At 71.1% G+C, this 25,381-nt stretch carries 27 protein-coding genes and 1 riboswitch; of the genes, 17 read left to right on the forward strand and 10 right to left on the reverse strand.

What is annotated here, in order from left to right:
• The 5 genes from I2501_RS32295 to I2501_RS32315 all read left to right on the forward strand — a co-directional run bounded on the left by I2501_RS32295 (position 1) and on the right by I2501_RS32315 (position 3,553).
• Complete coding sequence (locus tag I2501_RS32295; RefSeq protein ID WP_196197877.1) at positions 1-543, forward strand: isoprenylcysteine carboxyl methyltransferase family protein; 543 nt, start codon at positions 1-3, stop codon at positions 541-543.
• On the forward strand, positions 540-1,553 hold the full coding sequence (locus tag I2501_RS32300; RefSeq protein WP_196197878.1) for an NAD(P)/FAD-dependent oxidoreductase: 1,014 nt from the start codon (positions 540-542) through the stop codon (positions 1,551-1,553). Before I2501_RS32295 ends, I2501_RS32300 begins: the two co-directional genes overlap by 4 nt.
• 109 nt (positions 1,554-1,662) lie before the next feature.
• A complete protein-coding gene (locus I2501_RS32305; protein ID WP_196197879.1) occupies positions 1,663-2,145 on the forward strand; it encodes a hypothetical protein in 483 nt (160 codons plus the stop codon).
• A 160-nt stretch (positions 2,146-2,305) separates the two neighbouring features.
• On the forward strand, positions 2,306-2,875 hold the full coding sequence (locus I2501_RS32310; RefSeq protein WP_196197880.1) for a COG4315 family predicted lipoprotein: 570 nt from the start codon (positions 2,306-2,308) through the stop codon (positions 2,873-2,875).
• A gap of 201 nt (positions 2,876-3,076) precedes the next feature.
• On the forward strand, positions 3,077-3,553 hold the full coding sequence (locus I2501_RS32315; protein WP_215910192.1) for a hypothetical protein: 477 nt from the start codon (positions 3,077-3,079) through the stop codon (positions 3,551-3,553).
• 75 nt (positions 3,554-3,628) lie between these two features.
• Here I2501_RS32315 and I2501_RS32320 read toward each other — a convergent pair whose 3' ends face one another.
• Entirely contained in the window at positions 3,629-3,808 is a 180-nt protein-coding gene (locus I2501_RS32320) for a hypothetical protein (RefSeq protein WP_196197881.1), read from the reverse strand.
• Positions 3,809-4,157: 349 nt separating this feature from the next.
• Between I2501_RS32320 and I2501_RS32325 the strand changes: the two genes are divergently transcribed.
• Entirely contained in the window at positions 4,158-4,445 is a 288-nt protein-coding gene (locus tag I2501_RS32325; RefSeq protein ID WP_196197882.1) for a hypothetical protein, read from the forward strand.
• A gap of 70 nt (positions 4,446-4,515) precedes the next feature.
• Here the strand turns inward: I2501_RS32325 and I2501_RS32330 are convergent, their stop codons facing one another.
• The gene (locus I2501_RS32330) at positions 4,516-5,367 is read right to left on the reverse strand and encodes a LysR family transcriptional regulator (RefSeq protein ID WP_196197883.1); all 852 of its coding nucleotides are present in this window, start codon (positions 5,365-5,367) and stop codon (positions 4,516-4,518) included.
• Between the two features lie 81 nt (positions 5,368-5,448).
• Here I2501_RS32330 and I2501_RS32335 point away from each other — a divergent pair, with 81 nt between their 5' ends.
• The 5 genes from I2501_RS32335 (at position 5,449) to I2501_RS32355 (ending at position 9,223) form a co-directional block, all read left to right on the forward strand.
• The gene (locus I2501_RS32335) at positions 5,449-6,021 is read left to right on the forward strand and encodes a cupin domain-containing protein (protein WP_196197884.1); all 573 of its coding nucleotides are present in this window, start codon (positions 5,449-5,451) and stop codon (positions 6,019-6,021) included.
• Positions 6,018-6,383 carry a DoxX family protein gene (locus tag I2501_RS32340; protein ID WP_196197885.1) on the forward strand — a complete coding sequence of 122 codons (366 nt, stop codon included), beginning with the start codon at positions 6,018-6,020 and terminating at the stop codon, positions 6,381-6,383. Before I2501_RS32335 ends, I2501_RS32340 begins: the two co-directional genes overlap by 4 nt.
• 89 nt (positions 6,384-6,472) lie before the next feature.
• A complete protein-coding gene (locus tag I2501_RS32345; protein ID WP_196197886.1) occupies positions 6,473-7,492 on the forward strand; it encodes an alpha/beta fold hydrolase in 1,020 nt (339 codons plus the stop codon).
• Between the two features lie 187 nt (positions 7,493-7,679).
• A complete protein-coding gene (locus I2501_RS32350; RefSeq protein WP_196197887.1) occupies positions 7,680-8,222 on the forward strand; it encodes a GNAT family N-acetyltransferase in 543 nt (180 codons plus the stop codon).
• 62 nt (positions 8,223-8,284) lie between these two features.
• Positions 8,285-9,223 carry an NADP-dependent oxidoreductase gene (locus I2501_RS32355; RefSeq protein WP_196197888.1) on the forward strand — a complete coding sequence of 313 codons (939 nt, stop codon included), beginning with the start codon at positions 8,285-8,287 and terminating at the stop codon, positions 9,221-9,223.
• Between the two features lie 6 nt (positions 9,224-9,229).
• Here the strand turns inward: I2501_RS32355 and I2501_RS32360 are convergent, their stop codons facing one another.
• The 3 genes from I2501_RS32360 to I2501_RS32370 all read right to left on the reverse strand — a co-directional run bounded on the left by I2501_RS32360 (position 9,230) and on the right by I2501_RS32370 (position 13,411).
• A complete protein-coding gene (locus tag I2501_RS32360) occupies positions 9,230-10,162 on the reverse strand; it encodes an alpha/beta fold hydrolase (protein WP_215910193.1) in 933 nt (310 codons plus the stop codon).
• 265 nt (positions 10,163-10,427) lie between these two features.
• Positions 10,428-12,188: a CocE/NonD family hydrolase gene (locus I2501_RS32365; RefSeq protein ID WP_215910194.1), complete on the reverse strand. Its 1,761-nt coding sequence runs from the start codon at positions 12,186-12,188 to the stop codon at positions 10,428-10,430.
• Between the two features lie 101 nt (positions 12,189-12,289).
• A complete protein-coding gene (locus I2501_RS32370) occupies positions 12,290-13,411 on the reverse strand; it encodes a zinc-binding alcohol dehydrogenase family protein (RefSeq protein ID WP_196197890.1) in 1,122 nt (373 codons plus the stop codon).
• Between the two features lie 118 nt (positions 13,412-13,529).
• Between I2501_RS32370 and I2501_RS32375 the strand changes: the two genes are divergently transcribed.
• Positions 13,530-14,114, forward strand: coding sequence for a TetR/AcrR family transcriptional regulator (locus tag I2501_RS32375; protein WP_196197891.1), 585 nt, complete (start codon positions 13,530-13,532; stop codon positions 14,112-14,114).
• Between the two features lie 102 nt (positions 14,115-14,216).
• Here the strand turns inward: I2501_RS32375 and I2501_RS32380 are convergent, their stop codons facing one another.
• A complete protein-coding gene (locus tag I2501_RS32380) occupies positions 14,217-15,320 on the reverse strand; it encodes an endonuclease/exonuclease/phosphatase family protein (RefSeq protein ID WP_196197892.1) in 1,104 nt (367 codons plus the stop codon).
• Positions 15,321-15,406: 86 nt separating this feature from the next.
• Here I2501_RS32380 and I2501_RS32385 point away from each other — a divergent pair, with 86 nt between their 5' ends.
• Entirely contained in the window at positions 15,407-16,114 is a 708-nt protein-coding gene (locus I2501_RS32385; RefSeq protein WP_196197893.1) for a response regulator transcription factor, read from the forward strand.
• Positions 16,107-17,243 (forward strand): sensor histidine kinase, encoded by a 1,137-nt coding sequence (locus tag I2501_RS32390; protein ID WP_196198009.1) that lies wholly within the window; start codon positions 16,107-16,109, stop codon positions 17,241-17,243. The genes I2501_RS32385 and I2501_RS32390 overlap by 8 nt, the downstream gene beginning before the upstream one ends.
• 22 nt (positions 17,244-17,265) lie before the next feature.
• Here I2501_RS32390 and I2501_RS32395 read toward each other — a convergent pair whose 3' ends face one another.
• Both I2501_RS32395 and I2501_RS32400 read right to left on the reverse strand, forming a co-directional pair.
• Positions 17,266-18,144, reverse strand: coding sequence for a hypothetical protein (locus I2501_RS32395; protein WP_328806804.1), 879 nt, complete (start codon positions 18,142-18,144; stop codon positions 17,266-17,268).
• A 20-nt stretch (positions 18,145-18,164) separates the two neighbouring features.
• On the reverse strand, positions 18,165-18,812 hold the full coding sequence (locus tag I2501_RS32400) for an RNA polymerase sigma factor (RefSeq protein ID WP_196197894.1): 648 nt from the start codon (positions 18,810-18,812) through the stop codon (positions 18,165-18,167).
• Positions 18,813-19,027: 215 nt separating this feature from the next.
• A riboswitch (cyclic di-AMP (ydaO/yuaA leader) is annotated at positions 19,028-19,151 on the forward strand.
• Positions 19,152-19,179: 28 nt separating this feature from the next.
• On the opposite strand from I2501_RS32400, the gene I2501_RS32405 reads away from it, so the two are divergent.
• Positions 19,180-20,190 carry a C40 family peptidase gene (locus I2501_RS32405; protein WP_196197895.1) on the forward strand — a complete coding sequence of 337 codons (1,011 nt, stop codon included), beginning with the start codon at positions 19,180-19,182 and terminating at the stop codon, positions 20,188-20,190.
• 90 nt (positions 20,191-20,280) lie between these two features.
• On the opposite strand, the gene I2501_RS32410 is transcribed toward I2501_RS32405, so the two are convergent.
• Positions 20,281-20,745, reverse strand: coding sequence for a MarR family winged helix-turn-helix transcriptional regulator (locus tag I2501_RS32410; RefSeq protein ID WP_328806805.1), 465 nt, complete (start codon positions 20,743-20,745; stop codon positions 20,281-20,283).
• Positions 20,746-20,836: 91 nt separating this feature from the next.
• Here I2501_RS32410 and I2501_RS32415 point away from each other — a divergent pair, with 91 nt between their 5' ends.
• Positions 20,837-22,024: an SNG1 family protein gene (locus I2501_RS32415; RefSeq protein WP_236047709.1), complete on the forward strand. Its 1,188-nt coding sequence runs from the start codon at positions 20,837-20,839 to the stop codon at positions 22,022-22,024.
• Positions 22,025-22,118: 94 nt separating this feature from the next.
• A complete protein-coding gene (locus tag I2501_RS32420) occupies positions 22,119-23,684 on the forward strand; it encodes a helix-turn-helix domain-containing protein (protein WP_236047711.1) in 1,566 nt (521 codons plus the stop codon).
• Between the two features lie 101 nt (positions 23,685-23,785).
• On the opposite strand, the gene I2501_RS32425 is transcribed toward I2501_RS32420, so the two are convergent.
• The gene (locus I2501_RS32425; protein ID WP_328806806.1) at positions 23,786-25,057 is read right to left on the reverse strand and encodes a cell filamentation protein Fic; all 1,272 of its coding nucleotides are present in this window, start codon (positions 25,055-25,057) and stop codon (positions 23,786-23,788) included.
• Between the last annotated feature and the right edge of the window lie 324 nt (positions 25,058-25,381).

Consider the following 25,381-nt stretch of genomic DNA (forward strand, 5'->3'; position numbering starts at 1 on the left):
ATGACCCCCTACAGCCTGCTGATCCTGCTGGTCGCCCTGGAGCGCCTGGCCGAACTGGTCACCGCACGACGCCACTCCGCCTGGAGCCGCGCCCGCGGCGGCGTCGAGTTCGGCGCGGGTCACTACCCGGCGATGGTGGCCCTGCACACCGGCCTGCTCGTCGGTTGCCTCGCGGAGACCGCGCTGCTGCACCGACCCTTCACCCCCGCGCTCGGTTGGCCCGCGCTCGCCGCCGCGCTGCTGGCACAGGCGCTGCGCTGGTGGTGCATCCGCACCCTCGGTCCGCGCTGGAACACCCGCGTCATCGTGGTCCTGGGCCTGCCTCTGGTCCGCACCGGCCCGTACCGGTGGCTGCACCACCCCAACTACCTCGCCGTCGTCCTCGAAGGCGTCGCGCTGCCACTGGTCCACGGCAACTGGATCACCGCCACCGTCTTCACCGCGCTCAACGCCTGGCTGCTCGCCACCCGGCTGCGGTGCGAGAAGGCCGCCCTCGCCACGGCCACGGCCGCCGCCCCGTCCTCGGTCGGGGCGCCCGCGTGATCGACCTCCTGGTCGTCGGCGGTGGACCGGCCGGGCTGGCGACCGCGATCCACGCGGCGCAGGCCGGACTCGACGTCGCCGTCGTCGAGCCCCGGGCCACCCCGATCGACAAGGCCTGCGGCGAGGGCCTGATGCCCCACGGCGCCCAAGCCCTCGCCGCGCTCGGCGTGCAGGTCACCGGCCATCCCCTGCTCGGCATCCGCTACCTCGACCAACGCCAGCAGGCCGAGGCCCGCTTTCGGGGAACGCCCGGTCTCGGTGTGCGGCGCACGGTCCTGCACGCGGCGCTCGCGCACCGGGCACGGCAACTCGGCGTCCCCGTCCTCCCGGAGCGGGTCGACCAGGTGCGCCAGGACGGGCACCACGTGTACGCGGCGGGCCTCCAGGCGCGCTACCTCGCTGCGGCGGACGGCCTGCACTCACCGATCCGCCGTCAACTCGGCCTGGGCCGCGCCGATCCCGGGCCCCCTCGCCACGGACTGCGCTGCCACTTCACCACTCCGCCCTGGTCCGACTGCGTCGAGGTCCACTGGTCCGCGCGCGCCGAGGCCTACGTGACGCCGCTCTCCGCGCAACTGGTCGGCGTCGCCGTCCTGACGGGCGAGCGCGGGTCCTTCCACAACCACCTCACCCGCTTCCCGGCCCTCCGCGAACGTCTCCCCGCCGACGCGGCAGGGCCGGTGCGGGGAGCCGGGCCCATGCGGCAGCGTGTGAGCGCACGCGTGGCCGGTCGGGTGTTGCTGGTGGGCGACGCCGCCGGATACGTCGACGCGCTCACCGGCGAAGGGCTCTCCCTCGCCCTCACCCAGGCAGCCGCCCTGGTCCACTGCGTCCGGCAGGACCGCCCCGACGCCTACGAGCGCGCCTGGCGCCGGGCCACCCGCCGCCACCGCCTGCTCACCCAGGCCCTGCTCTGGGCCCGCCACCGACCGGCGCTCGCGGCTCACATCGTGCCCACCGCGGTTCGCCTGCCGCGGGTGTTCTCCGGGCTGGTCAACCAGCTCTCGTGAACCGAGCCGCTCGCGGGGGCGTAGGAGAAGGAGACCCGCCCTGCAGGCGGAGCCATGACTCGGCCCCGCATGACTGGTGCGCACCGATCCGTCCCACCAGGGAGCGATCATGAAGACCTTCGTGGTGGTGGGAGCGGTTGCCGGGGTGATGGTCGCCGCGGGCGGATGCGCGGCAGCTTCACCCGGCGCGGTCCCCGCCGCTTCCGCCACCCATACCCCTGCAGCCGCGTACCTGGCAATCGCCAGGACCGGCAATGCCCGCCTCGACAAGGACTTCGACCGCTTCAGCGGCCCCGACCGCAACCAGCTCGCGGCGAGCGCGGCAGACCTGCGCGACATTGCCGCGACCGAGCACGTCTTCGATCAGCACCTCGCCCAGCTCGCCCTGCCCGCGCAGGCCGCCGCCCGGGCCCACACCCTGATCCGCGCTAACGAGGCACGCGCGTCCCTCACGCTGCGTGCAGCGGACAGCACCACCCTGCGACAACTCGACAGTCTGCGGCCCTCGCTGACCGCCGCCAACGCCCCCGTGGAGCGAGCAGTCTCGGCGATCCGCACCACCCTCGGCCTGCCACCGCCCGACACCAGCTGACCCAGGCATCCACCCAACGGCCGGGCCGTGGGGCTGAAGTCGTGGGGACGAACCGTGAACCCACCCCCGTCCGCGCGCGTATCCCCAACAGGACCCGCCTTCGGGCGGATTGACCGCTTCGCAGCGGGCGTCGCGGTGGTCCCTCCGGAAGAAGACCGTCATGAACCGTCTCTACGTCATCCCGGCAATGGCCGTGGCCGTCGCGGCCCTGGCCGTCGGGTGCAGTTCCAGCGGCAATACCACGGCCTCACCCCCGCCCAGTTCCGGCGGAGCGTCGGCCTCGGCATCGACCGCGGCGCTGCACACCGCGAACTCGAAGTACGGACAGATCCTGGTCGACAGCTCCGGTCACACCCTGTACCTGCTGACCGCGGACTCCGGCCCGAAGTCCACCTGCTACGGCAACTGCGCCTCCTTCTGGCCGCCGGACCACACCACCGGCATGCCTACCAACAGCGGCGTCACCACCTCGCTGGTCGGCACCACCACCCGCACCGACAACACGATGCAGGTCACCTACAACGGCCACCCCCTCTACACCTTCGCGGCGGACACCGCGGCCGGTGACCTGCACGGTGAGGGCATCACGAACTTCGGCGGCACCTGGTACGTGGTCGGCGTGAACGGCAACGCGATCACGAGCGCCCCCGCAGCCCCGTCGCCGAGCTCCTCGCCCAGCGGTTCGCCCAGCCATTCCAGCGGCGGCTCGGGCGGCGGCTACGGCTACTGAGGTCCGGCGTCGCGGACAGTCGGGCGGCACGGAGCGCGGGTAGGGGCCCGGGTACGCACCGTGCTGAGGGCCGTGGGGTGTGCGGACACCTCACGGCCCCGGGGAGGCAGATGACCGCCCGTCACCTTCCGCTCCCCGCAGTCGGCCCCATGGCATCACTCCAGGAACGGCCAAGCTCCACGCAGAAGGAGGCAGCAACCGATGACTGCCGCAACCGCCGCGCACACCCACCCTCGCGCCGTCCGACAGCTGTGGCCCCTCGGAGCCGCGCTGTGGCTGCTGCGCCTGCTCACCGTCGCCGGACTGGCCATCGACGCCTACGTCCACGCCGACCTCGCCCCGACGTACGATCCGATCAAGGCCACGGTCAGCCAGGGCGACCTCTTCCGGGCCGAAGCCGCGGCGGCGTCGCTCGCCGCGCTCCTGCTGCTGGTCTTCCGGCGCCACCTGACTGCCTGGCTGTTCGCCTTCGCGGTCGCCCTCGCCGGCGTCGGCGCCGTCCTGCTCTACCGCTACGTCAACGTCGGCGCGATCGGCCCGCTGCCCAACATGTACGAGCCGTTCTGGTACCCCGAGAAGACCGCCTCCGTCATCGCCGAAGGCGCCGCCGCGCTCACCGCACTAGCGGGCTTCCTGATCGCCTGGCTCTACGTCTCGCGACGCAGGACTTCCCACTAGCGCGACGACCGCAGGAGCGGAACGGCCACAGCGGGAGAGATCAGGCGGAGAACCGAACCGCTCCGGGACTCATGATCAGCGGCCTTCGTCGCGCTCCACGGCCCGCCACGCCACGATGAAGAAGGTCGCCAGCGGTCCGAGGAACAGGGACACGATGAACCAGGTCAACCCGCTGCGGTTCTTGGCCTGAGCGAGACCCGCGTTGACCAGGCTGAGCGTGAACCAACCCGCTCCTGTGCTGACATAGCCGTCCATCTTTTCCCCGCCCCCGTGACTACCGGTCCGATCGGACAGACTGCCCAGTCCCTCGTCTTACAGAACCCTACACACCTGGCCTCTTCAGCTGACGGCCCACCATGGTTGGAACCGACGGGCCACTGTTGTTGGCACCAGCAGCGACTTGTTGTTGAGGCCGGCGCCAATCGTGGGCGGTCCACAAGCCCCTGACCTGGCCAGACAACAGCCCGCCCGGATCGCTCCCTTCGCGGAGTCGATCATGCTTCCAGCCCTGGTGGCCAGGTTCCACCCATTGTGTGCCAAGCATCTCGACCCATCACAACCGCTTGTCGCTGCGCGATCTCCCATCAGGCTTATGCTAGAACGCATGTTCGATTCATATCCGCCTCCGCCTCGCTCGCTGCATCAGGACGTTCCGGCGAACTGGCCGGTCCTCCTCCTGCGCGCCGAGCCACCGACCGGCGGCGACCCCTGCTCCACCCGCCGCAGGGACGCCGTGGTCGCCATGCGGGACGGGAGCTGGGAGGAGGCCGTGGTGTGGGCCTGGGCGTGGAACGAATCGGGCAGGCCGGTGCGGTGGCGCTGCCAGGTGGAAGTCGGTGGCCACGTCAGTTGGTACCGCCACGACGGCCGCCTCATCCGCCCGGTCGACTGATGACGGTGATTCGCTGACCGGATGCGCTTCTGGACTGGCTCACGGCCGAGACCGCACGTCTCTCGACCGGTCACGCGCCGTAGGCGGCCGTCGCGATCCGTGCGAACGAGCGGATCAGCGGATTCGCGTCGCGCTCCTTCCACGCCATGACCACGCGGCTCGGTGGCATGTCGATCAGCGGCACCACGACGAGGCCTCCCGGTGGCTGGTGGTCCAGGACCGTGATCCCGACCGTGCTGTTCCACAGCACGGCCTGCCGGCATTCCTGGACCGCGCGCACCACAGGGCCCTCGCGGGGCTTCCCGCCGTTCCAGTACGCCTGCCAGGCCGGGTCGGTGCCCTGCGGGAACCGGAACCAGCGTCGGTCGGCCAGGTCCGCCAGCGTCAGGCCGTCGCGGTGGGCCAGCGGGTCGTCGGCGCGCAGCAGCGCCGCCACTGGGTCGGTGCGGAGGTGACGTACGGTCAGACCCGTCTCGTCGAACGGCGCGCGGGTCAGGGCGACGTCGACGAGCCCGGCGTGCAGGCCGCAGGTGGGGTCGGTCAGGTCGGTCTCGCGGATGCGGATCTCGAAGCCTGGGTGCTCGCGGCGGAAGGCGTCGGCCAGGCGGGCCGTGCCCGGATCGGTGCTGTCGCCCAGGACGCCGACGGTGAGGGTGACGGTCCCGGCCGCCGCGGCCACGCGTACACGGACCCGGTCAGCCTGGTCGAGCAGGGCGCGCGCCTCGACGAGCAGCACGGCCCCGGCCGCGGTGAGCGAGACGCCGGCCGACGAACGGTCGAAGAGCACGGCGCCGAGCTCGGTCTCCAGTTGCTGGATCGCCCGGCTCAGCGGCGGCTGGCTGATGTGCAGCCGGGAGGCCGCCCGGCCGAAGTGGAGTTCCTCGGCGACCGCAGCGAAGTAGCGCAGCGTGCGTAGCTCCATGACTGCGACGATACCCGTGCGGTATCGAGCGCACGGAACGGGTCTTGGACGGGTGCCGTGCTCCGGCGCTGGAATCGAGGCATGACCGAAGCACGGAAATCCGCCGACCCGCACACCGCCGAGCCGCACACCGCCGACCCGCGCATCTCAGACCCCGTCGTCTCGGTGGTCGGTCCGGGCGACGGCGAGACCGTCGTCCTGGGCACGACGCGGCTGCGCATCCTCGAAGACGGCAGCAACACCGGACACCGCCTCGGCCTGGCGGAGTCCGTGCTCGCCCCGCACACGCCCGGACCGCCGCAGCACCGCCACGCCCGGCACGACGAGGGTTTCTACGTCGTCTCCGGCACCGTGCGGTTCACGGTCGGGGAGAAGGACTATGACGCGACGCCGGGCACGCTCGTGATGGTCCCGCCCGGAGCCCCGCACACCTTCGCCAACCTGACCGACCAACCGGCCGTCATGCTCAGCACGTTCACCCCGGACCTGTACGTGCAGTACTTCCGGGACCTGCAGGACATGATCGCCGCCGGGCAGCGGCTGACGCCCGAGGCGAGCATCGGGGTGATGCGCCGCTACGCCACCGAGCCGGCAGCCACGCCGGCCTCCGAGTCCGGCGCGCCCGCACCGGGCAGGCGGGGACGGGAGGCGTGAACGCCGCCTACTGGATCGTCGCGGGCCTGCTCGCCCTCTTCTACCTCTACGGGGGCGGGGTGAAGCTGGTCCGGAGCCGTGAGCAGCTGCGGCCGATGATGGCGTGGGTGGACAGCACGCCCATGCGGGCCGTCCGGGCGATCGGGACGGTGGAGGTGCTCGGCGCAATCGGGCTGATCCTTCCGCCGCTGACCGGCGTCGCTCCCGGGCTTGCGCTGGTCGCCGCCGCCGGCTTCGTGATCCTGCAGATCGGTGCGGCCACGGTGCACCTGAGGCTGGGGGACCGCCGCATCGCCCTCAACATCACGCTCCTTCTCACGGCGGGCGTTGCGGCGTGGCTGGCGACGACCCGACTGCGGTGATTTGCCGAAACGGCAAATGGGGAGCGTGATCGGCGGGGACGTGCCGCATGATCGATCCGAGGTTGTCGAGCAGCAGACCTGGAGGATCCATGTCGTCAAAGGCCGTGTCGTTCCAAGCCGCAGACTTCACGCACCGGCTGGTCTCCACGCCGGCGGGCCGCGTCCATCTGGTCGAACAGGGCACGGGACCGCTGGTGCTCCTCGTGCACGGCTTTCCCGAGTCCTGGTACTCCTGGCGCCACCAGCTTCCGGCGCTGGCCGCGGCCGGGTACCGTGCGGTCGCCGTCGACGTGCGAGGTTACGGCCGCTCGTCCAGGCCCGACGGCGTGGACGCCTACCGCATGCTGGAGCTGGTGGCGGACCAGGCCGCAGTCGTGGAGGCCCTGGGGGAGCGGTCGGCCGTGGTCGTCGGTCACGACTGGGGTGCGACCATCGCGGCGAACTGCGCGCTGGTGCGGCCGGACGTGTTCCGCGCGGTGGCCCTGCTGAGCGTGCCGTACACCCCGCGCGGCGGACCGCGTCCCAGCGAGGTCTTCGCACAGATGGGCGGCGACGAGGAGTTCTACGTCTCCTACTTCCAAGAGCCCGGCCGGGCCGAGGCCGAGATCGAACCCGACGTGCGCGGCTGGCTCGCGGGCTTCTACGCCGCCCTCTCGGGCGACACCATGCCCGCGCCCGGGACCCCCGACCCGCACTTCGTCACCCGAGGCGGCACGCTCCGCGACCGGTTCCCGTCCGGTCCGCTGCCCGCCTGGCTCGGCGAGAGCGACCTCGACGTCTACGCGGAGGAGTTCGAACGCACCGGTCTGACCGGCGCGCTCAACCGCTACCGGAACATGGACCGGGACTGGGAGGACCTGGCCGCGTACGACGGCGCACCGATCCCCCAGCCGTCCCTCTTCGTCGGCGGCGCCAGGGACGCCTCCACCACCTGGCTGAGCGACGCGATCGACGCCTACCCCGTCACCCTGCCCGGACTGATGTCCAGTCACCTGCTCGACGACTGCGGCCACTGGATCCAGCAGGAGCGCCCCGCCGAGATCAACCAGCTCCTGACCGGTTGGCTCGCCTCCCTCCCGGCGGGAATCCTCGATCGAGTGGCCGGGTAGGGCGTCAGGGCGCGAACTTCTCCGCACGTCGGGGTGTCGGGGCGTCGGGGTGCCCGGGCAGCGCGTCAAAGCGTGGCCATACTTGAGGGACGGCCCGGCGGTGTTCTGACGACGGGCACGCCGATGTCTCCGCAGCCGGCCCGGAGCCGTCACGACGCCGCGACACCCTCTGCCTTTTGGAGAATGCATGAGCACCGCCACGACGGACCTGCTGTTCCGTTCGGCCACCGAGCACGACATCCCCGCGCTGGTGGAGCTCGTGGATTCGGCGTACCGGGGTGAGGCGAGCCGGGCGGGCTGGACCACGGAAGCCGACCTGCTGGCCGGTCGGCGCACCGATGCCGAGGCGATGGCGGAGACGATGGCCCGCCACGACACCCGGGTCCTCGTGGCAGAGCGGCTCGGCGACACCGGGCCGCTCGCCTGCTGCACCGTGGAGCGGCGGCCGGGCGGCGCCTATTTCGGGATGTTCTCGGTCCGTCCAGCGTTGCAGGGCGGCGGGGTGGGCCGCGCGGTGCTCGCGGAGGTGGAGCGCTTCGCGCGGGCCGAGTGGAGCGCGGCGCAGCTGGAGATGACGGTGATCGTGCAGCGCACCGACTTGATCGCCTGGTACGAGCGGCGCGGCTTCAGCCGCACCGGTGAACTGTCGCCGTTCCCCTACGGCAACGAGCGCTTCGGCGTGCCGAAGCGGCCCGACCTTGCCTTCGAGCGCCTGGTCAAGGCGCTGTGAGACGAGGGCCCACGGTTTGACGGTCAGCACCCCCGAACGCCCCACCGAGACAAGGAGACGCCATGTCCACCGTTCCCACGCATGCACGGGCCGTCCGCTTCGACCGTTACGGCGACCGCGACGTGCTGTACGTGGCCGACATCCCGATGCCCCGTCCGGAGCCGGGGGAGGTGCTGGTCGAAGTCCGGGCGGCGGGGATCAACCCCGGTGAGATCACGATCCGCTCGGGCGCCATGCACGACCTTTTCCCCGCCACCTTCCCCTCCGGGCAGGGCAGCGACCTGGCCGGAGTGGTCGTCGGACTCGGGGAAGGCGTCACCGACTTCGCGATCGGGGACGAGGTCCTCGGCTTCTCCTGGGAGCGGTCCAGCCATGCCACGCACACGGTGGTTCCGGCCGAGCAGCTGATCCGCAAGCCCGCCGCGCTGGACTGGACCGTCGCCGGCGCCCTCTACGTGGTCGCCTGCACCGCCTGGTCCGCCGTCCACGCGGTCGATCCCAAGCCCGGTGAGACCGTCGCGGTCTCGGCGGCGGCCGGCGGTGTTGGCAGCGTCGTCGTCCAGCTCCTCGCTCAGCGTGGCGTCCGGGTGCTGGGCATCGCCTCGCCCGCCAACGAGGCCTGGCTCGCCGCACAGGGCGCCACCCTCGTGCCCTACGGCGACCGGCTCGCCGCCGACCTCACCGCCGCGGCCCCGGACGGGATCGACGCGTTCATCGACCTCTTCGGGCCGGAGTACGTCCAACTCGCCGTCGACCTCGGCATCCCCAAGGACCGCATCGAAACGATCATCTCCTTCGCCAAGGCCGCCGAGCTCGGCACCAAGCACGAGGGCAGCGCGGAGGCGTCGAACCGCGAGGTGCTCACCGAGATGGCCGACCTCGTCGCCACCGGCCGGATCGAGATCCCGGTCGCCGCCACCTACCCGCTGGACCGCGTCCGCGACGCGTACGCCGAGCTCGAACAGCGCCACACCCACGGCAAGATCGTGCTCATTCCCTGAGGCCGTCTAGCGGACTTCGTCCACCATCTGCTGCACCGCGCCGATGACGACGTCGGGTCGGTCGATCGGGATGTCGTGCGAGCTGTGCTCCGCCGTGATCAGACGGCGGTTGGGCGCGGCGTCGACGAACTCCTGCTGGGCCGCCCGCCACAGTCCGGCGTCGAGGGCGGTGGGGAACGGGGTCTGCGAGGAGACGATCGCGATGGCGGGCACGCTCCGGGGCCAGACCGTCGCGTGGTAGGCGAGGTGGACGGGGCCGTAGTTGTCGGCCTCGGCGAGGAGTTGGCGGGTCGCGCGGGTCTGCGGCTGTTGCTTGAGCGCCGCGATCTGCTGCTGGTTCTGTGCGACGATCCGGGCGGTCTCTGCGGGTGTGTAGAACTCGGGCAGGCTCGCGTCGACCAGGACGGCGCCCGCGATCCAGTGCGGGTGCTCGTTGACGAAGTAGGTGGCGACCTCTCCGGCGAGGGAGTGGGAGATCAGGACCACGTCGTGGGTGACGCCCAGTTGGCTGAGGCCGGCCGCCAGGTCGGAGGCCGCGTTCTGGGCTTGCCAGGGTCCGGGCACGTCGCTGCTGCGGCCTTCCCCGGAGCGGTCGTAGGTGATGATCTCGGACCCGGTGTCCTCGGCCAGCACGGGCACGATCTTGTTCCAGTACGAGGCGTCGAGTCCGCCGCCCGCGTCGAGCACGATCGCGGGAAGTCGGCCGGGAGTGACGTAGAACGCCAGCTTGTGGCCCTGGTTGGTGACCATGTGCAGGGTCGGCGAAGCGACACCGGGCGCGGCGACTGCGGTGGTCCGCGGCGCGGTAGCGGGAGCAGGCCCGGCCTTGGCTGCGGCAGCACTGCACGCGCTCAGGCCGGATGTGGCGAGCAGCAGTGCGGCTAGGGCGAGGGATGCCCGCCTGGCGCGCGAGCGCCGGGCGGGGGTGGGTCCGGTCACGGGGATCCTTCCGGGGACGGGCTGGCGGCGGGCCTGGCTGGCCAGGTGAGGCCGACTCAACCGGCCTCGCGCCCATGGCATCCAGCCTCGTCCCGCGCGCGCCCGGTCACGACGGTGCACGCCCCCGAGTTGGCGCTGGGGCCAGCCCCAGGCCGGACCCGGGGGTACCTCGAAGCCAGGCCGGGCCATGGACACCTTGGGGAAGTGCCCGTGACGCCGGACCAGGGGGCACGGTCGGCGGCCACCCGCCGTCCGAGGCCACACGTCACGCGGGAAGTACGGGCAGCAGGAGGTGGGAGGGGTGCTGGGCGCCGGTGTGGAGGGTGAGGGTGCCCGCGTGGGTCTCTTCGGGCCGGTCGTCCGGGTCGTGGTGGAGGAACGGGCCGGAGCCGGTGAACGGGATAGCGAGGTCCGGCCGGACCTCGGCGACGGCGCCGGGGTGGATGTAGTCGTGGGCCTGGACGTCGAGCGTCAGCGTGTGACCCGCGGTCAGGTGCAGGCTGGTGGGCCAGATCTCGATGTCCAGCTCGTACACGGTTCCCGGGGTGAGTGGCTCGGCCTGGCCGTGCCGGTGGACGGGCAGGTACGGCCGTGACTGGGCGGTGTCGAGGGCACGGTGGGAGGCGCGCAGCCAGCCTTGGGAGCCGGGGACGTGTTGGTCGTTGGCGCCCTCGAAGACGATCTCGGTGCCGTCTGGCCGGAAGGCCCGCACAACGAGGAAGAGGTCCGCGTCGGGGACGGAGGACTCGATGTACAGCTTCGCCGCGACAGGGCCCGCGATCTCGATGTCGCCGTCGCACCGGAAGGCGAAGCTGACCCGGCCTTCCCTGCCCGTGTAGCTGGTGGATCCGGCGTTGGGCACAGGCTTGAGCGACAGGCTGTGGTTGTTCGCGTCGAAGTAGAGCGGGGTCCAGACGGTTTCGGGCAGGGGCCAGTCGGTGCCGGTACGTTCGCTGGTGCCGCCGTCGGGTTGCCGGGTGAGCAGGTGGACGCGCGGCTGTCCGGTCCAGCCGGTGTTCTCGCCCTTCAGGTAGTGGCCGAAGAAGCGCTTTTGCAGGTCCAGCCCGTACTGGGCGTAGAACAGCGGGAGGTGGTGCTCGTTGTGCATGGCGAGCCACTTGTCGCGGGAGGCGACCATGTCGAAGCCGCGGGTGTTGCCGCGCAGGTGCAGCCCCAGACCACCCCAGTTGCCGGCGGACAGCACGGGCACGGTGACCTTCGACAGGTCGGCGGTGCGGTTGCTGTGGTGGGCGTCCAGCAGCGGGTGCCGCCGGACCGCCTCGCGCAGGTCCACGCGGCGTTCTGCGAGCTGCTCCTCGGTCAGGGTCTCGTCGCCGCAGACCAGTTGCCCGGTGTGGGGGTTGCGACCGCCCTTCTCGCCCAGGCCGTACTGCGAACCGGAGATCAGCGCCCCGTACCAGAAATCGACGAAGGTCGACAGGATGCCGCCGTGGTGGGTGACGTCGCGGTACCAGTCGGCCGCGCCCTCCCAGACACAGATCGCGCTCAGGTGTGGCGGTGGGTCCGCAGCGACGCGCCACTGGTTCATCGCGAAGTACGAGATGCCGCTCAGCCCGACGCGGCCGTTGCTCCACGGCTGTCGCGCGGCCCACTCGACGCACTCGTACAGGTCGCGGGTCTCGCGCTCGGAGAAGGGATCGAGCACCCCGGGGGAGCGGCCGGCGCCGCGGGAGTCGACGCGTACGCACACGTAGCCGTCGGGCACCCACTTCTCGGGGTCGGGCACCTCGAAGACCTGGTACCTCCCGCTGGAGCCGTCCAGGACCTCCGGGTGGTCGGCGACCAGTTTCTGCCACTCGGTCGGCCAACTGTCCTGGAACGGGCGGCCTTTGCCGTAGGGCCCGTAGGCGAGCAGGGTCGGGAAGACGCCGGGTCGACTGGGCCGGAAGACGTCGGCGCGGAGCACGACGCCGTCGTCGGTCCGGATCGGGACGTCCCATTCGATGGTCATCTCGACGTCGACGTCGACGCGGTACGGCCCGAGCGCGGCCGGGTTCTCGCTCATGGACATGATTCCCCTCATGGATGGGGTGGGCGTGTTGCTCCGGGGGCGCGGAGAATGCTGGTGGGACCGCCGTCCGGAGCCGGAGCTGTGCGGTGGGGGCGTCAGGGCAGTGTGACGACGACCTTGGCGGCGGAGACGCCCTTGCGCTGGAGATCCAAGGCGTGCTGGATGTCGCTCAATCCATGCCCGGCGACGGTGGGCTCGGGAACAGTGCGGTAGCGACTCTCGGCCAGCGCGGCGGGCAGAAAGTCGCGGTAGATCAGGGTGCCAACTTCGTTCGCCTTCAGCGTCGTGCCGAAGATGTACTTGGTCCGGACCCCGCGCCGCAGGGCCGCGAGCTGGAGCGCCACGTTGGAGGTGACCAGTCTGGCGACCACCCTCGCCAGGGCGAGCCGCCCGCGGTCGGGCTCGGCGAGGTGGGCGAAGGAGACCGGCGGGGTGGCGAGGGAGACGAACCTCTTGCCCCGGCACGCGCCGACGATCCGGATGCAGGAGGCGGCCGAGGTCGTGCCGAAGGCGATCGCACCGGCCAGGGTGCGGCCCTCGAACGCCGCGACGATGTCCGCCACGACGTCCGGGCTGTTGTAGTCGAACACCTCGGCGGCACCGAGCGAGCGGACGTAGTCGAAGTTGCGCGGCGACGCCGTGGTGACGACCTCGTACCCGGCGGCGACTCCCAGCTGTATCGCCTGGCTGCCCACGCTGGTGGAGCCGCCCCACACCAGCAGCGTCTGCCCGGTCGGCTCGGGCCTGGCCGACGGGTGGCGCAGGCCCAGCTGGTCGTCCTGGAACAGGCCGCACGCGGCGGTGGAGACCGCCAGAGGCAGCACGGCGGCTTCCTCGTAGGCGAGGGTGTCCGGTATCGGTGCGGCCATGCGTTCGAGGACGGCGGTGTAGAGCTGGAAGCCGCCCTCGGCCGCCTTGTTGCAGTCCTTGTCGGTGCCCACGGCGTGCGCGAGGACGCGGTCGCCCACGCGGAACCGGGTGACCTCGGATCCGATCTCCACCACCTCTCCGGCTACGTCGGATCCGAGCACCGTGGGATAGCTCAGCCAGCGGTAGGTGAGGCTGCCGGCGGCCTGAATGATCCACTCCAGGGGGTTGACCGCGACGGCGCGGTTGCGCACGACGATCTGGTCGGCGGCGGGCGGGGTGTAGGGCGCGGGGCCCACTTCGAGCTGGGTGTTGGCGGCCTTGATCCAGGCAGCGGCGTTCGTTGGCACAGGACTACCTCCAGTCGGCATCCACGTCATTTCCGTAGTTCCGTCATTGCACCAAGTGCAATGACTTGAGTCTGGCACGCGATGACACCAAGTGCAATCGCCGGATAGGATGACCCGCGTGGCACGTTGGGAACCGGATGCACAGGGGCGGCTGCAGCAGGCGGCCATGGAACTCTTCGCCGAGCGGGGGTACGCCGAGGTCACGGTCGCCGAGATCGCGGACCGCGCAGGGCTGACCAAGCGAACCTTCTTCAACCACTTCGCCGACAAGCGCGAGGTCCTGTTCGCGGGCGCGAAAGACCTGGAGCAGAACGTCGTCGCGCACCTGGCCGAGGCCGACGGTGGCCTCACACCGATCGAGGCGGCCGTCCACGCCCTCGCCGCCGCAGGCGAGGAACTCGCCGGCTACGGCGAGTACGCGCGGGCGCGCCAGCAGCTCATCGCCTCCTCGACCGAGCTCCAGGAACGCGACCTGATCAAGACGGCCGCGCTGACCTCGGCCATCGCCGACGCACTGCGCCTGCGCAACGTCCCGGCCGGCTCCGCCGTCCTGGCCGCTCAGGCGGCCACGTCGGTGTTCACCGCTGCCTACAGCGACTGGATCACCGACACGGCCGCCGACCTGCACACGCTCATGCGGCGATCGCTCGACGACCTCCGCGTGGCCCTCGGAAGCTCTGCCGACTCCGACGGTCCAGGCTGACCCGTCGGGCCCGAAGCCCGACGGCGTGACGCGCAACGCACCGCCCGCGGTCGCTCAAGGGGAGCGCCGATGAGAGTCAAAGGCCTGACCGGCGCAGGCAGTTCACCAGCTCAGCCGGGCCGCGATCGGCAGGTGGTCGCTGGTGGTGGCCGGGAGGACCCAGGAGCTGTCCGGGGTCACGCCGCGGACCAGGATCTGGTCGATCCGCACCATCGGGAACGAGGCCGGCCAGGTGAAGCCGAAGCCGTTGCCCGCCACGACCTGGGCCGAGCGCAGTTGGGAGGTGATGCCGCCGAGCTCGCGGTCGTCGACGGTGCCGTTCAGGTCGCCGAGCAGGACCAGCCGCGGACTTGGATCGGCGGCGATGGCCTTGCCGAGCGCCTGGACGCCGACGCTGCGCGAGGTGGTCCAGAAGCCCGTCCGGGGAGTGACCCGCACGGACCCCAGGTGGGCCACATAGACCGTCAGCGGCCCCTGGGCGGTGGTCACCGTGGTGCGCAGGGCCCGGTTCGGGGCTGCCTTGGCGGCGGCCGGCTTTCTGGCGGCGAGCGGTCCGTAGTCGATGACGTCGATCGCCTCGGAGCCCGACAGTGGCAGCTTGCTCCACAGGCCGACCGTGCCCAGCACCGTGCGGTACGGATACGCCGCCGCCAGCTGCCGCTCGTAGGTCACCGTGGCCTGCGGGGTCAGCTCCACCAGGGCCAGCAGTGTGGCGCCGGAGGCGGCCAGGTCGCGGGCGGTGGCGGCCGGGTCGGGGTTGCCGGCGTTGACGTTCTGCTCGGCGACGAAGAGGTCGCCGCCCGCGTGGGACTTGTCGCCGAGCAGCCCGCCGAACAGGCTCAACCACGCCACGACCGGGAGCAGCAGCGCGACCAGCGCGGAGGGGGAGCGGCGCCACAGCGCCAGGATCAGCAGCACCGGGACGAACAGGCCGAACCACGGCAGGACGCTTTCCACCAGGCTGCCCAGATTCCCGAACCCGTTCGGGATCTGCGCGTGCAGCAGCAGGAGCAGTCCCAGCAGCAGCGCCAGCACGGTGAGGACGCGGCCGCGCTTCCAGGTGTCCGGTCGTCCGCCGGCGCGGACCACCCGGCGCACCGCGCTGCGGATCGCCTGGCGGAAACCCGCACGCCGACTCCCGGCGGCATCGTCGCCCTCGGGTCGGGGGTCGTTCGTCGTCGGCGCCGAGGGCGGGGTGCGGTTCATGCTGCCAGCCAACGCGGCGTGGCGTTGTCGCTGCGTATGGGGTTTTCGATACGCCGCGCATATACCCGCACTCGTAGCATCGGATCATGCGTGTGTTGATCGTCGAGGACGAACCCCTGCTGGCGGAAGCCGTCCGCGACGGCCTGCGGCTGGAGGCGATCGCGGCCGACACCGCTGGGGACGGCGACACCGCGCTGGAGATGCTGAGCGTCAACAGCTACGACATCGCGGTCCTGGACCGCGACATCCCCGGACCGTCCGGGGACGAGATCGCCCGGCGCATCGTCGCCTCCGGCAGCGGCATGCCGATCCTGATGCTCACCGCGGCGGACCGGCTCGACGACAAGGCTTCCGGGTTCGAACTCGGCGCCGACGACTACCTCACCAAGCCGTTCGAACTCCAGGAGCTCGTGCTCCGGCTCCGCGCACTCGACCGCAGGCGCGCCTACAGCAGACCACCGGTGCGGGAGATCGCCGGTCTGCGTCTGGATCCGTTCCGCCGCGAGGTCTACCGCGACGGCCGCTATGTCGCGCTCACCCGCAAGCAGTTCGCGGTGCTGGAGGTCCTCGTCGCCGCCGAGGGCGGGGTCGTCAGCGCCGAGGAACTTCTGGAACGCGCGTGGGACGCGAACGCCGACCCCTTCACCAACGCCGTGCGCATCACCGTGTCCGCCCTGCGCAAGCGCCTCGGCGAACCGTGGATCGTCGCGACCGTGCCCGGCGTCGGCTACCGCATCGACGCGCCGACGCAGCCCGGCGGCAGCGGGGGAGGGGAGCGTGGACAGCGTGGATAGGGCGCCAGGGCTCAGCGTCCGCCTGCGACTCACCTTCAGCTACACCGGATTCCTCCTGCTGGCCGGGGTGCTGCTGCTCGCGGCGGTATGGGTGTTCCTGCTGCGCTACGTCCCCGAGCGGGCGTTGATCGTCCCCGGTTCCACCGGCGGCACCGGCACCCAGGGCGTCTTCCCGGTCCGGACCGAACTCCTGCGCGTCTTCGCGCCGAGGGCGGCCGTCGTGATGGCCTTCCTGCTGGTGCTCGGACTGGTGGGAGGGTGGTTCCTCGCCGGTCGCATGCTCGCCCCCGTCAGCCGGATCACGGCCGCCACCCGCCTGGCCGCGACCGGATCGCTCTCCCACCGCATCCGGCTGCCCGGACGCAACGACGAGTTCCGCGAACTCGCCGACGCCTTCGACACGATGCTGGCCCGGCTCGAGTCCCACGTCGCCGAGCAGCGGCGCTTCGCCGCCAACGCCTCGCACGAACTGCGCACCCCGTTGGCGATCTCGAAGGCGCTCCTGGACGTGGCCCGTTCCGACCCGGACCACGACAGGGGCGAACTCGTCGACCGCCTCCACACCGTCAACGCCCGCGCGATCGACCTCACCGAGGCACTGCTGCTGCTCAGCCGTGCCGAGCAACGGTCCTTCAGCCGAGAGCCCGTCGACCTGTCCCTGCTGGCGGAAGACGCCACCGAGACGCTCCTGCCCCTCGCAGAGAAGCGCGGCGTCACTGTCGAGACCAGCGGCGAGATCACCCCCACCAGCGGATCGCCCGCGCTACTGCTGCAGTTGACGGTCAACCTCGTGCACAACGCGATCGTGCACAACCTCCCGGCGGGCGGCAGCGTCTGGGTGACCACCGGCGTCCACGGCGTCCACGGCGATCGTGTCGAGCTGACCGTCGAGAACACCGGCGAACACGTCACCCCGGAGCAGGCCGTGGCCTTCACCGAGCCGTTCCGGCGCGGCACCGAGCGTGTCCACACCGACCACGCCGGGGTCGGCCTCGGTCTGGCCATCGTCCGGACCATCACCGAGTCGCACGACGGCACCCTCACCCTCACCCCGCGTCCTGCGGGCGGGCTGCGCATCACCGTGGAACTGCCGACAGGGGACGCGCAATCCGCCCCGCACGCCCCGTAGGTGTTCGGCGTCCGGCCGAAGCCTACTTCTGGTTGCCGGTGAACTGCGGGTCCTTCGCCTGGTCGTAGATCTGCTGGCCGGCTGCGTTGAAGGCGTGGATGTACGGCGGCACCGTCGCCGCGAACGGGGCTGCGGCAGAACTCCTGCCGGTGGAGAAGGCCGCCGCGTAGAAGAAGGCGCCGCCCGACATGAGCGCCGGGTACTGCTCCGGGTCGTTGCCGTAGCTGATGGTGATCTTGGCGACGTCCGACGTGTAGTGCCCGGCACCGAGCGCGAGGTACCGCCCTGGGCCGACCGGCTCGCCGACGGAGTCGAAGTACTCGACGAGGTGACCGGTGCCCCACATACGGTTGTTGATGAACGTCGCCGGGACGTCCTGGCTGGTGCCGCGGTCGCCCTTGGCCTCGCACTGCACGTACTGGCCGGAGGAGTCGACGGCGACGACCGCGCCGTCCCAGTCCTGCGTGGCGGCAGGGGCGCGGACGGCGATCACCGCGTGGTAGTTCGGGGCGTCAGATCCCAGGCAGGAGGCCAGGATCCGGGCGGTGTCCCGGGTGTCGATCGGGGTCGTGGTCGTACTGGTGACCGTGAACGCGGCCGTGGGGGAGGCCGAGGCCCTGGCCGACGGCGAGACCCCTGTCGCGTTCGGACGCGGGGACGTGGCAGCGCTCGTCGGGCTTCCGCCGCTCAGCGCGGAGGCGGTCAGCGTCGGCTTGGCGGTCCCCGAGCCGCCGAAGACGGCCACGGCCGCGAAGCTCACCGCCGCGACCCCGGCCGCGACGCCCAACGGCACCCCCCACCTGTGTGGCAGCGAGGCACGCCGGTCCTGTGGATCGATCCTCGTCAGCAGGTCCTCTCGGATCCGCCGGTGGTCGGGCAGATCACGATCGGGGGGAGGCACGGGAACACCTTGGGTGTCGTTCATCTGGCGGCCTCCTCCGCGGTGACGGGGTTGTTCGAACTGGACGGCATCGGCACGGTCGATCCGCCGGCGAGGTCGGCCCCCAACCTGCGTCGTGCTCGGTGCAGTCTGGACTTCACGGTTCCCACCGCGACGCCCAGCGCCGCCGCGGCCGCCTGCTGGTCCAGGCCCGACCACATGCACAGTTCGACGACCTCGCGTTCGTGGCGCGGGAGCCGGGCCAGCGCCCGGTGGATCTGCGACATCCGGCGCGCGTCGTCGACCTGGCCCGCGACGCGGTCCGCGTGGTCGGCCACCGGCTCGTCGTGCGAGACGAGCCGGTGGAACAGCGCCTCCGCCCGCCGCAGCCGGCGCCTGGTGTTCGACAGCAGGCGATCGGCGATGCCGAGCAGCCACGGCAGGGCCGAGTCGCGGTCCAGGACGGTCTCCGAGCGACGACGCCAGGCATGCAGGAACACGGTCGCGGTGAGGTCCTCGGCCTCGGCCCAGTCGGCCGTCCGCCGGAACAGGTGGTTGTAGACGGTCTTCGCATGACGGTCGAAGATCCGGCCGAACGCCTCCCGGTCGCCGTCGACCGCCCGTGCCCACAACTCCCGGTCGGATATCCCTCCCGTGGGTGCGGTGGGGCCCGCGTCGTTCAGTTCCATGCACTGTATGTGTCCGGCACCCGGCCGAAGGTTCCCGTTGAATTCGATTATTTTGACGGTTGATTCGGTCACGATCCGGCATCTATGGTTCAGCTCCGAACCGTTGTGCACTCGATCGTCCGACCGGACGTCCACAACGGTTCCCGTCGAGTCTGCCTTGGACTTCGGGACGATCCGCGCAGGTCGCGCGGTGTGCGCGCGGAGGACGAGGCGGAGCCGGGGACCCACCTCCCCGGGGTGAATCGGCATCAGGGCGGTTGCGGCGCGTGCCCGTACGCGCGGCGGCCGTGAGATGTCGTAGGGCGTGACTTCCGGCCCGAACCCGTCAGCTCACCCGGTAGACGGTCAGGAAGAAGGAGCCCGCCAGATGGCGTCCCATCGCCGTCCCGCGACGACCGGTCGCACCCGGACCCGAATATCCGCGCTCACCGTCGTGGCGGCCGCCACCGTCGGCCTCGCCACCCAGTCGGCGCAGGCGGCCCCGGCCCCCACCACCTCCCAACTGAAGTCGCAGCTCGACCAGTTGAACAGCCAGGCCGACCAGGCGGACCAGGCCTACAACCAGGCACAGGACCAGGAGCAGCAGCTCCAGCAGAAGGTCTTGATCGCGCAGGACGAGATCGCGCGGGAGCAGGCCAAGGCGAACGTCCTGCTGGACAGCATCGGCGAGATCGCCCAGAGCCAGTACGCTTCGGGCGCGGTGGACCCGACGGTGCAGCTGTTGCTCACCAGCGACCCCGGGGAGTTCCTGCAGAAGGCCTCCTCGATGGACCAGGTGACCGCGAGCGAGGCCACACAGCTGACCCTCCTTCAGTCGGTGGAGACCACGCTCGCGCGGCAGAAGGCGGAGGCGGAGCAGGAGCTCAAGGCCCTGCAGGGGGTCATCACGAAGGCCGCCGCGGCCAAGGCGACGGCAGCGGCGAAGGTCGAGCAGACGCAGAAGCTGCTCTCCTCGATGACACGTGTTCAGCGCGCCTCCTTCATCGGTGGTACCGGCTCCGGCCTGAACTACGGCGGCGCGGCCGGAGACTCCGTCGAGGCGGCGGCTTTCGCCGCGGCGAAGACCCGGATCGGCGACCCCTACCACTTCGGCTACAAGGGGCCGTCCGAGTTCGACTGCTCCGGCCTGATGATGTGGGCCTACGCCCAGGCCGGCTACCAGCTCGGTCCCGACACCTACGCCCAGCTGAACGACGGCACCCCCGTGGCCTCCGTCGCCGACCTGCGCGTCGGCGACCTGGTCTTCTTCAACGGCGGCGAGCACGTGGGCATGTGGGCGGGCAACGGCATCATCCTGCACGCGCCGCACACCGGCGCGGTCGTCCGCTTCGAATCCATCACGACGATCGGCACGATCTACGCCATGCGCCACATCTGAGCCGCCGCCCTCGCCGCGCTCAGCCCAGCAGGCCGGGCCGTTTCCGACACACGGGAGCGGTCCGGCTCTGCGATTCCCCCGAAGGGCCCGTCACCCGCCGTCCTGAGGGTCGGCGAGGTGCAGCGACTCGGGGAAGGAGTGCTCGACCAGGCGTTGCAGCAGCGCGTGCACAGTCTTCTGCTCGTCGGCCGAGAGGACCTCGAACATCTCCCGCTGGACGTCGTCGACCACGCGCTGGGCGTGGGCGGCGAGTGCGCGGCCGGCATCGGTGGCCCGCAGTTCGAGGACGCGGCGGTTGGTCGGATGCGGCCCGCGCTCGATCAGCCCGCGGGAGACGAGGGCGTTCACCGCCGCGCCCATGGACTGCGCGGTGAGCCCGGACCGGCGGGCGATCTCGGCGCTGGAGATGCCGGGCGTCAGCGCCACCTGCACCAGTGACCGCAGTTGGGCCAGGTTGAGGTCGAGCGGTCGCAGCGCGCGTTCCAGCCGCTGGGCGGTGGCCTGCCCGAACTGCCAGGCCAGGTACCCGGTGCGGGTGGACGGGTCGTAGATCACCGGCGGGACTCTCCTCTCGGGAATGTAAGGAACCTGATAACGTGGGATCGTATTATCAGGAACCTTATATTATCTGAGAGGGCTGCCTGCCGTGTCTCCTGTGTCGCCCGCCGAGTCGGACCTGCGTTCCGAACACGCGCAGCACCCAGCGCAGTACCCCGGTCACCCCGCGTACGCCGATCACTCCGAGCACGCCGATCACCCTGAGTACGCGGAGTACGTCGGATACGCCGAGTACGCCCCGGAACCGCAGCACGCCGAGGGCGCACCGCGCCGCCACCGTGCCCACGCCATCGACGCCGCCCCGCGCGAACCGGGCTCCGCCGGCGCGAAGGGGGTCCTGCTTCCGGCGCTGATCGTGCTGGTCATCGGCTCGATATTCGTCAGCGTCTACCTCGCCGCCTTCCACGCGCCCCAGCCGCACCGCCTGCCGGTGGCCGTTGTCGGCTCCTCCCAGGCTCTCGGCCAGGTCGAGTCCGCGCTGGACACGGCGCAGCCCGGTGGCTTCGACGTCCAGGGCTACCCGGACCAGGCGGGCGCCCGCGCGGCACTCGCCCACCGCGACGTGTACGCCGCCTACATCACCACCGGCGCCACCCCCGAACTGCTGTACGCGGGCGCCAACGGCACGGGTGTGACCGCGACGGTCACCGGCGCGTTCGGAGCGGTGGCCAAGGCGGGCGGGCAGCAGCTCACCGCCCAGGACGTCCTGCCCTCCTCGTCCGGCGACACCCGCGGCCTGTCCGTGTTCTACGCGGCCTTCGGCGTGATCCTCGCCGGCTTCATGTTCGGCACGACGACGTATCAGCTGGCGCCGCGGCTGGAGTACCGCTGGCGGATGCTCAGTCTGCTGACCTTCGGGGCGCTCGGCGGGGTGATGGTCGCCGTCGTCGCGGGGCATGCCTTCCACGCGCTGCCCGGTCCGTTCGTCGGCATCGCCGGCGTGGTCGCGCTGATGGCGATCGCCGCAGGCGGCGCGACCATGGCGCTGATGCGCCTGCTCGGCCCGGCAGGAGTGAGCCTGAGCTCCGTCGTGCTGCTGATCCTCGGCAACGCCAGCAGCGGCGGCATCCTGCCGGCCGACTACCTGCCGGGCTGGCTGTACCCGTTGCACGCGATCCTGCCGGTCGGTGTCGGCGTCCGGACCATCCAGGGGCTCGCGTACTTCGACCACGACGGGCTCGCCGTCGGCATCACGGTCCTGACGGTCTGGGTCGTCGTCTGCGCGGTGGTGCTCTACCTGCGCGACGTCTGGTCGGTGCAGGCCCGTCGGTCCTGAGCCGCCCGTCCGCTCAGCGGCTCTGTTGTGCCGCTGGGCGGACCTGGTTATACCCTGCGGGCGAACCGATTTCCGGTTGTCTCTGGGGGGCGACATGCACGGTGAGCCGGCTGCGGACGCGGTCGCTCTCGGACGGATCCGGCGGGCCGACGACGTGCTGGAGATGCAGCGGGCCGCCCGGAAGGGAGGCACCGAGCCGGTGCTTCGCTGGTTGGCCCGCCGCACCGGCGCCAAGGTCCTGCTGATGACCTCCGCGGGCACCCCGGCGCACCAGCCGCAGGGTCCGCTCAGCGACGCCGAGCGTCGTCTCGCGCAGCGCGGTTCACGAGAGTTGGCCGCCGAGCGACGGCGGGGGTCGGTGGCCATCGATCAGGACGGGTTGACGTGCATCGTCCTTCCCCTCGACGGATCGCGGGGCGCGGCCGCACCGTTTCTCGCCGCCGTGGCTCCCCGGCCGACGCCGCCTGAACTGCCGCTCCTGCTCGCGGATGCCACCTCGGTGCTGAGCCTGAGCTGGCTGGCGGAACACGTCGGCCGCCAGCAGCGTCGACTGACCGTCGCCGAAGCCGGAACGCGCGAAGCGGTCATGCACTTGCTGTTGAACGGCCATACGTCGGCCGCGCGTCAGGTCGCGGGGGCCCTGGGCCCCGCTCTGCCCGCGACGGTGAGGGTGTACGTCATCGAGGGCCCGCCGCAGGCCCGGAGCCAACTGGCCGAGGAACTGGGCGAGGTGACCGACGACGACGTGTGGATCGTGCAGTGCCCGGTCTACGTCGACCACCTCTTCATGCTCGAGCCGGGCGACAGCGCTCCGATGCGGGTGTGGCCACCCCGTCTGGCGTCCACCTGCTGGATCGGGGAGAGCAACGCCGTGCCGCTGCGGGAAACCGCCACCGGCTACGCCCAGGCGTTCCACGCCCTCGCCGCCGCCCGCGCGGGTCTCGAACGGCAGGCCTCGTTCGCGGCCAACCCCGACCTGGCACTGGCCGTCGGTCCTACGGCGGCGGTCTGGTCGGCAACCTTCCTCGCGCCGCTCTACGCCCACCGCCCCGGACGGCCCCAGGACCCCGACAGCACGGAACTGCTGGCCACCGCCGCGTCATGGCTCAGCTTCCGCTCCAGCGCGACGGCGCACCTGAAGATCCACCGCAACACGCTGAGCGCGCGCCTGACACTCATTCAGGAACTCCTCGGCCTGAACCTCCATCGGCTCGCCGACCAAGCCGCCCTCGCGCTCGCCCTGCGCACCGCCGCCGCCACCAAGGCCCTGGCTCCGCCGGAGGACGGTGCCGCAGAGGCGGCGTCGCCCACCTTGGACGAGCTGCTGCTCCAGCCTCGCGTCAGGGCGTGGGCCCAGGAACAGCTCCGTCCGGTCACCGCGCCCGACGTCCCGGAATGCGTCGGGGAGACCCTCGCCACCTGGCTCCGCCTGGACGCACGCATCGGCTCCACCGCGACCGCGCTGTCCGTCTCGATGTCCGCCGTGCGCAAGCGTCTGACACGCAGTGAAGCACTGCTCCAACGCTCGTTGCTGCGGTCTCCGAGCGCTGTCCACGATCTGTGGCTCGCGCTACGCGCCCTCGATCAGTGCTCGGGGTCTGTGGATCGGCTTTGGGCAGGGGAGTACCTCCCTGGTGATGCTGTGATGGTCCCCGAGTAGGGGGTCGTCGCGGCGTAGATGTCGCATTCTCATCGACTCGCTATCAGCCAGTTTCGCTCGCAGCCATCAGCAGGACAGCGGGTCCTTGGCCCCGAACGCGCTCAGCTCGGTGTGTGGCCGGCGGAGGCCGTGGCGTTGCGCCGGGTCTGGCTGAGGTGGAGGTCGACGTACCTGGCGAGGACCAGCGGGTCCTGAGGGTCCTCGGCCTGGAAGCTGACGCGTCGCAGCAGTTGGACGTCGTCGAGGGCGACGCCCTCGCGGGCGAGTACGTAGACGAGGGTGAGGAAGGCGGCTCGGGCGTTGCCGTCGTCGAAGGGGTGGAAGAAGCAGACATCGAGGTAGGCGCGTGCCGCGCGGGCGGTCAGGGCGACGGGCAACTCGCCCTCGCCCTCGTTCGCGCTTTCGGACAGGCAGGCATCAAAGCGGGTGCGGGTGTCGGAGTTGAGGCCGTATCGTTCCCGGCCTCCCTTCGCGAAAGCCACCGCGCTGCGGAACGGAGGTGGCTGCGGTGCCGCCAGGACGTGCTGCTGCCAGCTTTGCAGCAGCCCGAAGTTGAGCGAGGCACCGCGCGAAGCGTCGGCCCGGACCACCTCCAGGGCGGCGAGCAGGCCCTCGGCGCGGGCCGGGTCCACGGCGGCGTCGAAGGCACGGATGTCCTCGACCGCACCATCGTGGGAGGGGGTGACCGGCCCCTCCCCGTTGCCGTCCGACGCCGCTGGCCAGGGGACGGACTGACGCACTGCAAGCCAACTCTGCAGGTGATCCGATGTGGCTTCGGAGGGCTCTGGGGTGTCGTTCGGTTGCAGTGACAGCGCGAGACGTTCCGCGATGTCGTCGACCAGCACTGTGTCGGGGCTGGTCCAGCTGTGGAACCGCCCGCCGATCGCCTGGTCGACCAGGTCCCGTGCGTCGTCGGCCGTGACATGCCCGGCGTGGAGGAACCAGGTGAGCACCTGACGGCAGTGTCCGTACCAGCCGCTGCCGCAGCCGGTGCGGTCGGCCACCTGAAGGATCAAGTTCCGGGCGGCGTGCTCCCACAGGATCCGCTGGTCCGCGAGAAGAGCCGGATCCAGCGGATACGCCACGAACCAGCCCCCGAGGCTCTCCAGCCACCCGCGCCACTCGCACAGCGCCGCAACGACACGGGCGAGCGTCTCCTCCGGGGTGGTGATCGAGTCCCGAGGGCAGCACCAGCTACCGACCGGCCCGCCGTCGAAGTCGCCCTCATCGAGCGCCCAGCGCCAGCCCAAGGCCCATCGGCCGTAGCGCTCGACGAGGGCGTACGACATGGCGTCGGCCCAACGCTTGCCCTCGCCGTGGCTCCAGTCGCTCATCGCCGGGTCGGCGGCGGAGACCTCAGGGCGGCGAGGCACACCTCGGGCCGGCCCGAGGGAGTCCACCACCTGAGCTGCCGACAGCGGGTCGAAGGGATGACGAGCAGGGTCCACTTCGTCCCACGTCAGGAATCGAGGAGCCAGATCAACGATCACCGCACGAGCCTCCCACGACCTCCTGGCACTCCTTCAAGTGGATTTCCCTGCCCAACTCCCTTCCGCCGCACGTGCAAATTGGTCTGTACCAGTCTGTGCGAATGGTCTTGACCAATACCTGTCGCGCACGTAAAAAGTGGTCACCTTGCCGGTCCGCCGGGCTGAGCGAGGTGTGCAGTCGCCACAGCTTCTCTCCCCCTTGGAGGG

Source organism: Streptacidiphilus fuscans (assembly GCF_015690355.1).
Classification (GTDB): Bacteria; Actinomycetota; Actinomycetes; order Streptomycetales; family Streptomycetaceae; genus Streptacidiphilus; species Streptacidiphilus fuscans.

What these genes read in the sequence shown, in the direction of transcription:
- I2501_RS32295 (WP_196197877.1), top strand. Translation starts at nt 1, where the DNA reads ATGACCCCCTACAGCCTGCTGATCCTGCTGGTCGCCCTGGAGCGCCTG.
- I2501_RS32305 (WP_196197879.1), top strand. Translation starts at nt 1,663, where the DNA reads ATGAAGACCTTCGTGGTGGTGGGAGCGGTTGCCGGGGTGATGGTCGCC.
- I2501_RS32310 (WP_196197880.1), top strand. Translation starts at nt 2,306, where the DNA reads ATGAACCGTCTCTACGTCATCCCGGCAATGGCCGTGGCCGTCGCGGCC.
- I2501_RS32315 (WP_215910192.1), top strand. Translation starts at nt 3,077, where the DNA reads ATGACTGCCGCAACCGCCGCGCACACCCACCCTCGCGCCGTCCGACAG.
- I2501_RS32320 (WP_196197881.1), bottom strand. Translation starts at nt 3,808, where the DNA reads ATGGACGGCTATGTCAGCACAGGAGCGGGTTGGTTCACGCTCAGCCTG.
- I2501_RS32325 (WP_196197882.1), top strand. Translation starts at nt 4,158, where the DNA reads ATGTTCGATTCATATCCGCCTCCGCCTCGCTCGCTGCATCAGGACGTT.
- I2501_RS32330 (WP_196197883.1), bottom strand. Translation starts at nt 5,367, where the DNA reads ATGGAGCTACGCACGCTGCGCTACTTCGCTGCGGTCGCCGAGGAACTC.
- I2501_RS32335 (WP_196197884.1), top strand. Translation starts at nt 5,449, where the DNA reads ATGACCGAAGCACGGAAATCCGCCGACCCGCACACCGCCGAGCCGCAC.
- I2501_RS32345 (WP_196197886.1), top strand. Translation starts at nt 6,473, where the DNA reads ATGTCGTCAAAGGCCGTGTCGTTCCAAGCCGCAGACTTCACGCACCGG.
- I2501_RS32350 (WP_196197887.1), top strand. Translation starts at nt 7,680, where the DNA reads ATGAGCACCGCCACGACGGACCTGCTGTTCCGTTCGGCCACCGAGCAC.
- I2501_RS32355 (WP_196197888.1), top strand. Translation starts at nt 8,285, where the DNA reads ATGTCCACCGTTCCCACGCATGCACGGGCCGTCCGCTTCGACCGTTAC.
- I2501_RS32365 (WP_215910194.1), bottom strand. Translation starts at nt 12,188, where the DNA reads ATGAGCGAGAACCCGGCCGCGCTCGGGCCGTACCGCGTCGACGTCGAC.
- I2501_RS32380 (WP_196197892.1), bottom strand. Translation starts at nt 15,320, where the DNA reads ATGAACCGCACCCCGCCCTCGGCGCCGACGACGAACGACCCCCGACCC.
- I2501_RS32385 (WP_196197893.1), top strand. Translation starts at nt 15,407, where the DNA reads ATGCGTGTGTTGATCGTCGAGGACGAACCCCTGCTGGCGGAAGCCGTC.
- I2501_RS32400 (WP_196197894.1), bottom strand. Translation starts at nt 18,812, where the DNA reads ATGGAACTGAACGACGCGGGCCCCACCGCACCCACGGGAGGGATATCC.
- I2501_RS32405 (WP_196197895.1), top strand. Translation starts at nt 19,180, where the DNA reads ATGGCGTCCCATCGCCGTCCCGCGACGACCGGTCGCACCCGGACCCGA.
- I2501_RS32420 (WP_236047711.1), top strand. Translation starts at nt 22,119, where the DNA reads ATGCACGGTGAGCCGGCTGCGGACGCGGTCGCTCTCGGACGGATCCGG.